The organism is Areca yellow leaf disease phytoplasma (genome assembly GCF_041920595.1).
Genome location: NZ_CP169277.1, coordinates 509505 through 520493, shown reverse-complemented (window position 1 = coordinate 520493; position 10989 = coordinate 509505). Strand labels below are relative to the sequence as shown.

Annotated in this window: 11 protein-coding genes and 1 pseudogene; 11 read left to right on the top strand and 1 reads right to left on the bottom strand. The window is 33.7% G+C overall.

The window, feature by feature from the left end; all coding sequences use genetic code 11:
- Window positions 1–3568: 3568 nt before the first annotated feature.
- From ACEW7V_RS02955 to ACEW7V_RS02905, 11 genes and pseudogenes are all read left to right on the top strand, one after another.
- On the top strand, window positions 3569–3700 hold the full coding sequence (locus ACEW7V_RS02955; protein ID WP_374695389.1) for a hypothetical protein: 132 nt from the start codon (window positions 3569–3571) through the stop codon (window positions 3698–3700).
- Between the two features lie 277 nt (window positions 3701–3977).
- Window positions 3978–4049 carry a hypothetical protein gene (locus ACEW7V_RS02950; protein WP_374695779.1) on the top strand — a complete coding sequence of 24 codons (72 nt, stop codon included), beginning with the start codon at window positions 3978–3980 and terminating at the stop codon, window positions 4047–4049.
- The gene (locus ACEW7V_RS02945; RefSeq protein WP_374695778.1) at window positions 4019–4327 is read left to right on the top strand and encodes a DUF2779 domain-containing protein; all 309 of its coding nucleotides are present in this window, start codon (window positions 4019–4021) and stop codon (window positions 4325–4327) included. The genes ACEW7V_RS02950 and ACEW7V_RS02945 overlap by 31 nt, the downstream gene beginning before the upstream one ends.
- A 96-nt stretch (window positions 4328–4423) precedes the next feature.
- On the top strand, window positions 4424–4624 hold the full coding sequence (locus tag ACEW7V_RS02940) for a hypothetical protein (protein ID WP_374695388.1): 201 nt from the start codon (window positions 4424–4426) through the stop codon (window positions 4622–4624).
- 504 nt (window positions 4625–5128) lie between these two features.
- Window positions 5129–5434, top strand: a complete 306-nt coding sequence (locus ACEW7V_RS02935) for a NusA N-terminal domain-containing protein (protein WP_374695777.1) — start codon at window positions 5129–5131, stop codon at window positions 5432–5434.
- Window positions 5425–5817 (top strand): hypothetical protein, encoded by a 393-nt coding sequence (locus ACEW7V_RS02930; RefSeq protein WP_374695387.1) that lies wholly within the window; start codon window positions 5425–5427, stop codon window positions 5815–5817. Before ACEW7V_RS02935 ends, ACEW7V_RS02930 begins: the two co-directional genes overlap by 10 nt.
- Before the next feature lie 701 nt (window positions 5818–6518).
- Window positions 6519–6809, top strand: a complete 291-nt coding sequence (locus ACEW7V_RS02925) for a translation initiation factor IF-2 N-terminal domain-containing protein (RefSeq protein ID WP_374695776.1) — start codon at window positions 6519–6521, stop codon at window positions 6807–6809.
- A gap of 93 nt (window positions 6810–6902) precedes the next feature.
- Window positions 6903–7219, top strand: a pseudogene (locus tag ACEW7V_RS02920) (GTP-binding protein).
- A gap of 106 nt (window positions 7220–7325) precedes the next feature.
- A complete protein-coding gene (locus ACEW7V_RS02915; protein ID WP_374695386.1) occupies window positions 7326–7436 on the top strand; it encodes a hypothetical protein in 111 nt (36 codons plus the stop codon).
- A gap of 120 nt (window positions 7437–7556) precedes the next feature.
- Window positions 7557–7817, top strand: a complete 261-nt coding sequence (locus ACEW7V_RS02910; RefSeq protein ID WP_374695775.1) for a hypothetical protein — start codon at window positions 7557–7559, stop codon at window positions 7815–7817.
- The gene (locus ACEW7V_RS02905) at window positions 7811–8041 is read left to right on the top strand and encodes a hypothetical protein (RefSeq protein WP_374695385.1); all 231 of its coding nucleotides are present in this window, start codon (window positions 7811–7813) and stop codon (window positions 8039–8041) included. Before ACEW7V_RS02910 ends, ACEW7V_RS02905 begins: the two co-directional genes overlap by 7 nt.
- A 2500-nt stretch (window positions 8042–10541) precedes the next feature.
- On the opposite strand, the gene ACEW7V_RS02900 is transcribed toward ACEW7V_RS02905, so the two are convergent.
- Window positions 10542–10829: a hypothetical protein gene (locus ACEW7V_RS02900; protein ID WP_374695384.1), complete on the bottom strand. Its 288-nt coding sequence runs from the start codon at window positions 10827–10829 to the stop codon at window positions 10542–10544.
- Window positions 10830–10989: the final 160 nt, after the last annotated feature.

Genomic DNA, 10989 nt, shown 5'->3' with positions numbered 1-10989 from the left:
TTACTAAGGTTCACATTGAATATCGTAACTTTGGCCAAGTTCAACGAATGTCTTTCAAGGCTTCCGGATTGTTCCGTTTTAAATATTGTAATAATTCATTGGGTGCCCAGCACTGGTATCACAAAGAAAAAAGGATCTGAAAACTCTGTCTGGGATTAAAAACATAAAGTTTTACTAGCAAAATCGTTCGAAAAACAGTTTCCCTGATGGGAGTAGGGTAATACGAATTTCATTTTGTTTCTTTTGTTAGCGGTCATTTCTGCACTTCCTTTGTTCTATCAATTTTATCATACGAGGGCAAAGATTGCAACATTAAAATTAAAATAAAAATGTGAAGTGTAGTGAACAGTGTCATTTCAAAGATGGAAAATGCATACAAATATAATGAATATTAAGTTGTTAATCAATTTAAAAGAGCCTGATATATTTCTTTCAGGAATTGGTTCTGAGTTTTTGTCTGCTGATAAAGGTAACGTAACAGATATTCCAGTTTGCTAGATTCTTCCGGAAGTGCTACAACAACAGATAATTTTCTCTGTTTAGCGCCATTTAATCATTTTTGATATCTCTGAATTTTGTTCATAGTTCGCAAAACAGTCATAAAATAAATTAACTTTCGTTTGGGCTTGATCAGTTTAATATTCCACTTGTTACTCCACTGTAGTTAATTTAACATTTTTATCTTACTTTAATATCGCTGTAGAGCGCATTTGTTAATGTCGTCTTACGAATCTTCATGAAGAGGTAAATCAACTTTTTCGTTTTGATGCGAATACGGTTACAAGAGTTAATGGCATTTGACGATAAATGCAAGATTACAAATCAATGAGACAGTTCGTCAGAAATGCGTGCAATTCCGCATGCCTCTGATTTCAGGAATATTTTAACATCTCATTAATACATTCGTCTGATGATTACAACTGACAAACGACATTTGCAGTTTTCTGAGCTGACAAAACTCTGGAATTGTCTAGTCATTCTACGGAGCTACTAGCAGCAGCGTAGTAATTTTCTAATTCCAAATTATAAAATTTGACAGTTTTCCTAGGTTGACGAAGGCTAATTTCACCTGTCTCTGCCTGGAAAAATTATAAATGCTCTCTCTCTGGTAGTTTTCACAATTGATTTTGCCTTTGACAGCGTATGGATTGCACTTAGATCAATCCCTAACAATTACTGACCTATTTTGCATTTATGTTTAATTTGTTGGGTTGGGGAGGTAATGGGAGTTGACTCAGTCTAATATAGCTCAGGTTTACAATTCTGCATTGTTTATATAAATGGAATTTCTTGTCTTAACTGGATTTGCCAGTCTCTATGATTTTTTTATAACCAGAAATCAATCTTAGTTGTGTGCTATCAATAACTTGTCTTTTGAGCAATTTTATCTAAAGCTGTACTCTATCAACGATAATTTAGTAAATGCATCTTGTTAGATGTGGGCGAACGACCAGATACAATATACTATTATAGCACCACTTTGTCTTGATGAAAAAAGGACCTATAATATAATTATATCAGCTTCAAGATAACAAATTTTATGCATTCCCAAGGAATTTACAGTAAAATAGAGGTACACAAATTTGACTATTGGACAATATCTTTAGAGTTAAATATACAGCTAGGGTTTTGGGTTTGCTGATAAGTTCTTCAAATTTCATTACAGATGTCTAAATGAAAATATTACTATATTAGTTCGCGGCTGAAAAGCGACATTTAGCAGTTATGTTAAAAGTTTGAATAACTAAATTCTTGATACTCACCAAGTAAAAGAAAGGAGTGACTTGATTGCAGGATCCCAGTAAATTGGTGCTCGGTACTAGTTCGAATCCTAGGCGGATGTGTTTACATTGCCTTTGTTGCCTACACGAAGGGGATTGCTTGATTTCAAGGCATATTAGAAAAAAGGTGTTACAATTCTGAGGCGTGTTCTTCAAAGATTTATGATGTCAATAATGGAGTTCTCCATCTAAAATGCATTGTTGCCTAATAGGGTCTTTCTGCAATCGGCGTGATGTATTGATCAAAACGTGATTTTACATTGGTACAAACCAGGCTTTTTTCTGATGTGAAGTGAAAATTGAAATAAGGATTGAGTATAGGTTTTTCAAACTTTGTGGTGTTTAATACGGAAAAGTCTTCAAATAGCCAAAGAGGGTATTGTAAATTTCGTTTTAATCTTATCAAAACAATAAGGAAGTTTTTGCAATTGCACTTTCAAATAGCTAGGAATGGTATCATGATAATATTGCCGTGAATTAATGTTGTGTTTCGTGTTTACTTGGGAGTCAAAATCTAAATGATTATAAAATAAGTAAAATACTGTCTTTGAGCTGATACATAAAATGAAGGCTTCGCGCGGGCACACAAGCAAGAGTACGTTTGGCTGTTGTTTTCTGAAGACACAAGAAATTGCAAGATCATATCATCTCTGGTTATCTGAGTTCACTTTGCTTCGTGGGACAAGTCAAATCAATAAAGTAGCTGTGTTAGATCCAAAAGCTTCATTGTTAACTTTGCAACATCATAATCTCGAATTAAGAATCCGCTTCTTTTAGGACACTATTTCATCAATTATCTGATAAGTTAAATCATAGATGTATTTTCCTTCAGATTTGGGGATTAAAAAGTTTGCATTTTCTATAAGACGGCCATTTCAGGCAGAGGTGTTAGACTTGCCGGGCATTTTCTGTTATCGTTTACAAATTGCAATGTATTTTAGTTTTCAAAAATACGAATAGGTTTTGTCTTCTGATAACTATCTAAAACAATGTGTTTATTCATATTTGGAAACTTGTTGATAAAGCTTCCAAAGAAAAATATCCTCCTGAAAATGTTTTTAAATAAGAACCTACCAAAAGCCTAATTGTTTGTATCAAAATAAATCTCAGTTTCTTTTGGATTTTCCAATGAACTCAAAGATTTAATTAATGAAGAAACTTATGCTAAAAACTTGCTTTTTTACGCTGGAAAAGTAAGGAGCAAGACGAATATCAAGTTGTTTTAAACCAAAACATTTTAAACATTATGCAACCTATTACAAACAATTAGAGCTTTGGTAGGTTCTTATTTTGAAAACATTTCCAGGAGAAGTTATTTTTCTTTGGAAACTTATCAACAAAAAAAAGTTTCAAATGAATAAACAAGGATATTTATTGTTTTTTAGATGATTATCAAGAAGACAAAACTACTATTCGTATTTTTGAAACTAAAACTACTACTAGCAAAAAATTCTTAAAATTGCAATTTGTAAACGATAACAAAAGAAAAAAATGCCCTTTTCCATTATACAAGTCCTAACACCTTATCACCTTTTTGCAAGGGCTCCAATCAAGACAACCCATCTTATAAAAAATGCAAACTTTTTTAATCCCAAATCACAAGAAGGAAAATACATCTATGATTTAACTTATCAAAGATGGGTAATTGAAAATAATTTAACTGAGGCACAAAAAAAGAAAAAAATAGAGTATTATTTGGTAGTTCTTAATTCGGATTATGTTTATGATTGCAAAAAGTTGTAATGCGGCTTTGGATCCTAACTTGCTTACTTCTTATTGGATTTGACTTGATTACACAACAAGGAACTCAAATATTAGAAAATGATGCCAATCTTAATTTCTTATTTGTCTTCAAAACTAACAAGCCAAACGACACTTCTGCTTATTATTTGTTGCCTGAAAAAACCTTCATTTTATGAAAACATCCCTTCCAAAGACAGTATTTTTACTTATTTATAATCATTGTGTTTTTTTGACTCCCAAAACAAACAAAAACACGAAAACAACAACAGTTAATTTTGCAAACAATATTATCATGTTTCTGACATTCCTTTTGCTTGTTGAATCGTTTTGATAACAAAGTGCAACAAAAAAGTTACCCAAAAAAAGCTTCCCTTATTATTGTTTTGATAAGATTAAAGCAGGGTTGCAAATTTAAAATACCCTCTTTATTATTTAGATTTTGGAGGCTTTTCCGTGTCCTTTTCTAGATTTAAAGGCGAAAAACCCTATACTCAATCCTTATTTCAATTTTCACTTCACATCTGAAAAAGCCCCTGGTTTGTGCAACAAAGATAAAAATCTACGTTTCTTTTTTTGGCACCCGATCACGCCGATTACAGAAAACCCTATTAGAAAAACTAACCAATGCCATTTTAGATGATGGAGGCTCCATTATTGTTTATCATAAATCTTTTGAAAAAACACGCCTTCAAGAATTATCTTTGCTTTTTCCTGAATATTCCTTGCAAATCCAAAACATTATTACGCGTATTTTTGACCTTAAAGACCTTCTAAAGGCAGCAAAACTTTTTATCAAAACCTAGATTTGATTCCGGAACAAGCCGCAGGCATTAATTTTTATCATCCCCATTTGCAAGGTTCTTTTTCTATCAAAAAAAATTACTCCTTTATTTTGCAATTTGAATTATCAAAATTTAGTTATTCAAAATGGTATTGAGGCTTTTTTAACTTATATTCAACTGCCTAAAATGTCTCCTTTGCAATTTCAAGCGCAATTTCTTAAAGCCTTAGAACAATATTGCAAACAAGATACTTGGGTAATGGTAGAAATTTTGAAAGGACTTATCAATAAACCCAAAAACCTAATTTCTTATATTTAACTCCTAAAAGATATTGTCCAATAGTCAAATTTATTATTTTTATCTCCTTTTACTAATAAAATTCCTTAAGGATGCATAAAAAATTGTTATTTGTCTTGGGAAATGATATAATTATATTATGAGTTATTTTTTTCATCAAAAGATAAAAATGGTGCTTGTAACAAATTACTATTTTTTTATTTTGTATCTGGTTTTAGTTGGTTGCGTTTGTTAATGTTAAATTCGCCCACATCTAACAAGATGCATTTACTAGGAGGTATCGTTTGATTAGTAAGAATTTTTTTAAACTTTTAGATAAAATTGCTCCAAGAAAGATTTAGATAAAGACCAAGTTATTGATGCTTTTGCTAAAGGATTGATTTCTGGTTGCAAAAAAAATCATAAAGTTAAAAGCTGTAAAAATCCAGTTAAAAGAAGACAAAAGCGAAATTATTTTATATAAAACAATTTTTGGTGGCCGACGAAGCTACTGATGAGCACTATTAATTTAAAAGAGTCAACTCCATTACTCTTGAAGAAGCCCAACAAATTAAGCCTCATGCCAAAATAGGTCAAGTAATTGATATTAAAGTTGATCCTAAAGATTTTAATCTATACGCTGTCAAAGAACTTAAAAATCAATTCAACGAAGAGCTTTACCAAAAAGAAAAGAGAAAAAATTATAAATTTTTCAAACAACAAGAAGGCAAATTAATTAGCGCTAAAATTATTTCGGAAAACGATAAATTTTATAATTTGGAATTAGAAAAAGAAATTACTACCTTTAAGCTGCCTAAAAAAGAAATTGCTTCAATAATGAAATGCAACTAGGCGAAAGAATTCAAGTTTTTTTGTCAGAAGTAAGAAAAACTACTAAATGGCCTAAGATTTTTGTCAGTTGTAATCATGTTGGGCTTGTAGTTAAAGTGTTAGAAGAAAATATCCCTGAAATCCAAGAAGGCATCGTTAAAATTGCAGGAATTGCACGCATTTCTGGCGAACGTACCAAAATTGGTTTATTGTCTTGCGACGCTCAAGTAGATGCCATTGGCTCTTGTATTGGCGAAAGAAGTAACCGTATTAAAAATGTTATCAAAATCCTTAAAGACGAAAAAGTTGATTTATTTGTTTGGAGTGACGATCCCCAAGAACTTATTGCAAATGCCCTCAAACCTGCTTCATGCCTTCAAGTTGTCATCAAAGACGACGACTAACAAATGCGCTCTTTGCAATTGTTCCTGACGACCAATTTTCTTTAGCGATTGGTAAATTAGGTAAAAATGTTAAATTAGCAGTGGAAGTAACTAAGTGGAATATTGGATATCAAAACCTTAGATCAAGCCCAAACAGAAGGATTAATTTAATTTTAATGACTGTTTTGCGAACTTGTATAGTTTCTAAAAAAAATTCAAGATATCAAAAAAATGATTAGAATAAATAGCACCAAACAAGGAAAAGTATCTGGTTGATTTTAATTTAGCACTTCAAGGAAGAGGAGCATATCTAACTTTAAAACTGGAATATGTTATTTTGTTGCAAAAAAGAAACTTTAGATAAAAAACTCAAAACCAAAGTTCCTGAAGAAATATATCAAACTCTTTTAAAATTGATTGCTTTACAAACTTAGCAAAACATTTTTATATTTTATTTATGCATTTTTCCATCTTTGAAATATTTTTTGTTCACTACACTTCACTTTTTTATTTTGTGCCCAATTTATTTTTTATGTTGCAATCTTTTATTTTCATGTATTAAAAATTATTAAAATTAAAGGAGGGATGTAAATGGACCCTAACAAAAAACAAATAATGAAAATTCATCCAAAACTACCCCTAAATTATCCAAGGAAACGGATTTTCGAAACGATTTTGCTAGTAAAAACTATGTTTTTAATCCCCAAGACAAAGTTTTTCAAATCGCTCAAGTTTTTGGCATTACCAGTGCTGTTTTAATTAAAAAATTATTACAATTAGGATTTAAAGCAGATGTTAATCAAACCTTAGAAAAAGATATTGTTGAACTTTTAGCCAAAGATTACAATATTCAAGTAAGCGAACCCCAGAAGAAAAACACACCCCACCACAACTTCAACCGCAAAAGCCTTCCCTCACTAAAAACCAAACCCAACCAAAAACTTAATTTGCAAAAAACACCACCCATTGTAACTATTATGGACACGTTGACCACGGCAAAACAACCTTATTAGATGCCATTCGAAAAACTCGTGTAGTTGATCAAGAATTTGGAGGCATTACCCAACACATAGGGAGCTTATCAAGTTGAATACCAAGGCAATAAAATAACTTTTATTGATACTCCAGGACATGAAGCTTTTGATAAGATGAGGCTGGAAGGAGCTAAAATTACTGATATTTGTATTTTGGTAGTAGCAGTTGATGATTGTGTCAAACCACAAACCTTAGAAGCCTTGAAGCACGCCCAAAAGCCCAAATTCCTATTATTGTTGCTTTAAATAAAATTGATAAACCCAATAATAACACACAACAAATTATGCAAGAATTATCTAGTTATGATTTGTTGCCTGAAGAATGGGGCGGCACTACTCCTTATATTGCTATTTCTGCTTTAAAAAGAGAAGGTTTGGAAAAATATTAGAAATTATTCTTTTAGTTAGTGAAATCCAAAATTTACAAGCTAATCCCGATCAAAAAGCTAAAGGAACAGTTATTGAGGCAAGCCTCTGATAAATCTTTTAGGACTGGTGGCTACTTTTATTGTAAATGATGGCAACCTCAAAGTAGGCGATATCGTCGTTGCTGGAGCTTCTTATGGAAAAATTCGTTCCATGGAAGACGAAAACAAAAAAAACTAACCAAAGCCTTACCTTCGCAACCTGTGCGTGTTGCAGGATTAAAAGAAGTGGCCTCAAGCAGGAGATATTTTTACGCCGTTGCTAATGAAAAACAAGCACGCCAAATTGTAGCCGAAAAAAATCTCCCAAACTAAAGAAACTTTAGCTAAAACCCTTTCACCTCTTAATTTAGAAGATATTTTACAAGACTTAGAAACCGAAAAACCGCAAGAACTAAATATCATTTTAAAAGCTGATATCAAGGAAGTTTGGAAGCGCTTCCAAGGTATGATTGCCAAAATTAAAGTATCCGATCTTAAAGTGCAACTTTTGCGCTCTGCTGTTGGCACAATTACAGAGAAACAGATATTGCTTTTGCCAAATCATCAGACAGTTTGTTAATAGGCTTCAATATCAAACCTGCTTCTTCCACACTCAAATCTGCTCAAAGACAAGAAGTAAAAATTACTATTCATAATGTTATTTACCGCATTATTGAAGATATTGAACAAAAATTAAAATCTATGATTAAGCCTACTTTTGAAGAAGTGGTTACTGGTAAAGTAGAAGTAAGAAAAAATTTTTTAATATCAGTAAAGTTGGCAATATTGCTGGTTGTTATGTGACACAAGGTATTGTCAATAATAGCGATTTTGCCAAATTAATTCGCAATGATGAAGTTTTTATTTAAAGGTAAAATTGCATCCTTAAAACATCTCAAAGACAACATTAAATCTGCCAAACAAGGTTATGAGTGCGGCATTTTATGATGGTTTTAATGATTTTTGAAATTAATGATATAATAGAAACATCTAAACTAAGCAAAAGTAGAGAATAAAAAATAGGTAACAACAGCTGAAAGATTGTCTAGTCTAATTCAAAAAGAATTAGTGTTAATTAATGATGTTATTCAAGACGAACAAATAGGATATATTAATTCTAAATTGATGTTAAAGTAACAAAAGACTTGTCTTTTTGCTAATATTTATTACACTATTTTAAGCGATGATCCAACTGTTTTGAAATTAACAGAAGAAACTATTGAACAAAAATAAAGTTGGAAACAACTTTGCTTGGAAACCAAGCCAACATTGGGCAACTGGCAACTAAACAAGGATAATACCGGGCACCCTTAACTTCCCAATCGGGTCCATGCTGTACCATCTCGAGCCTTACAATGGGAAATTCCTAGCCTGATTCACTTTTGGTATCAGGTGATTTCTTCCAATGAGAATCACCTGCACCATAACTCATGCCACTACATAAAGATGACTCCAACATTGCTCTTTATTATGAAAGTTGTGCCAAGTTCTTGGCATGATGACAACGGTTTCATGCCCTTACTAACGGCTGGTAAGTTTTTAACTTTTCGATATTAAATATGGCTTTAGAAGACATTTATAACTATGCACACCGAATCATGACATTTGATCAAAAAACCAAAAGTATTTCATTAATAATGCTAAAAAGGAACCCGAAGGTTCTACAAAAATGGCCATATGTTGATTCTGTTATTGATTTTGATGATAAGCAAAACGATTAAGTATAAGTTGAGTACTAATGGTTTCCTTTGAAGTGTGTTTTTGTTGAAAAGGTGCTCACAAATTTGAAGAAGCTTGTTTGATTGAAGAAGCCAAGTTTACATGAAAAGAACTGCTCAAAGAAGACTTGGAAAGTCAAAATTTGCTTGATTGGACATTTGAGTGAAGCATAAATTTGGTTCAGCACAAGTTCAAGAATTTTTGAGAAGATTTCAGTAAGGTGTCGACTCAAAGTGTCGACACATGATACCAAGTATCGACACATGGAAGTGAAGTGTCGACTCAAGCCGGTACGCAAAGAATGTTTCAAATGGCACGGCTGAAGTGTCAACACATGGACCTGAAGTGTCGACTCAAAGTGTCGACACATGGATCAGCTCATCGCCTGAGATTTTCAAGCCACAGAACTTGCTGAAAATGAAGAATCAGCAGAAGTGTCGACACGGGAAGCTAAGTGTCGACTCACCTGAGAAGTGTCGACACATCTGAGATTTGTAGAACCAGATTGAAGATTTTTGAACTGGGTGTCGACTCAAGAAGTTCAAGTATCGACCTGAAGTGTCGACTCACAGCCTGAAGTGTCGACACATGGAGTTCTGGGAACAGTAACGGCTAGTTTTTCAAATGCAGAACTCGACCCTTTTGCCCTCCAATGGCTAGTTTTTCAAGTCTAATGGCTAGAAACTGGATTTGAGGCCTTGGGGAGGTATTTATATGCTCCAAATCAAATCAAAAGGAGAACTATTCATAACTATTGATGAGAATGAAATAAGAGCATTCAAGAGAGAAGAAAAGAGAGCTTTAACTCCTATTCATTGAAGATTCAACCACTCTCAAGCAAAAGCAAGCCTCCAAGCATTCAAGAGCCTTCAAGAGCATTGAAGATCATCTATTCTTGAGCATTCACGAGGCTTCAACAAGTTCAAAGCACTTCTACATCGAGCTTCAAAGAGATACCCACTTTATTTTAGAAAGCTTTATATTGTTTCTTCTACTTCTAAACTTTATTTGTTGTAAGGGTTCTTAGTTAGCCTATTGTAAAACCAAGTAAAGTTATCGAAGTAGCTTATGAAAACCACCAGTTCTCAAGTTAGCCCTAAAACCGAGAAGGTTGGTGGTTAGCCTTAAAACCATTTAGGTTCTTGGTTAGCCCGTAAAACCAAGTGAGGTTTTGACTTGTTGGCCTTGTGAAAACAAGTCGGGTTATTAGTGAGCTCGTAAAACTAATCAACTGTAATTCCAGGTGATTATAGTGAATTCCCAAAGGGATTTTGGGGGAGTGGATGTAGGTGCATTGGAGAGCACCGAACCACTATATTTCTTGGTCTTTGTGGTTGATTGATCTCTCTACTTGCTTTACTTTTATTGCTCTTTATTTTCTACTGCACTTTTATTTAAGAGCATTACATTTGATTTCATTAGACCTTGATTGATTGTTGAATTGGATTGCATAGCATTGCATTGCATCAAGTAAATATTTTTAGAGACCCAATTCACCCCCCCTCTTGGGTTGCTTACTGGGCAACACCATCTTTGCAAGATTGGCCGATAATATGTACATTAATAAAAAAAGAGAAGAAATTGTTTAGGTGGGCGGGGCATCGGTGGCTCCTTTGGCCCCAACAACTACTTCAGGGGCGGGCGCATCTGTGGTGGGGGCATTGTCAGCCAGGCCATCCCCCAAAAAATCCAGGTTAATGTCCAAATAGCGATTGGTGACCCTCCTTCTGGTGTCTTCCATGCCTTCAGCAAAAACTGGCTCCGGGAAAGCTATTTTTTCTTGATAATGTTCACTAGAAGCTTTGTAAGCCTCTACCACCTTTCCTGCCACTTCTCTTTCTTGTGCTTCAAAGTTCACTATTTCATGCCACACGGCATCTAGAGCTCTTTTTATGAAGAGAGCTCCTCCTTCAGGTCCTTAACCTTCTAGCTAAGTCGACCATGCTCAGCCTCGGCACGCTCGAGACTGGTCTCCACCATCCTCTGGTGGGCTTATACCTCCTTATGGCGTAGCATGTAACTGAACGAAGTAC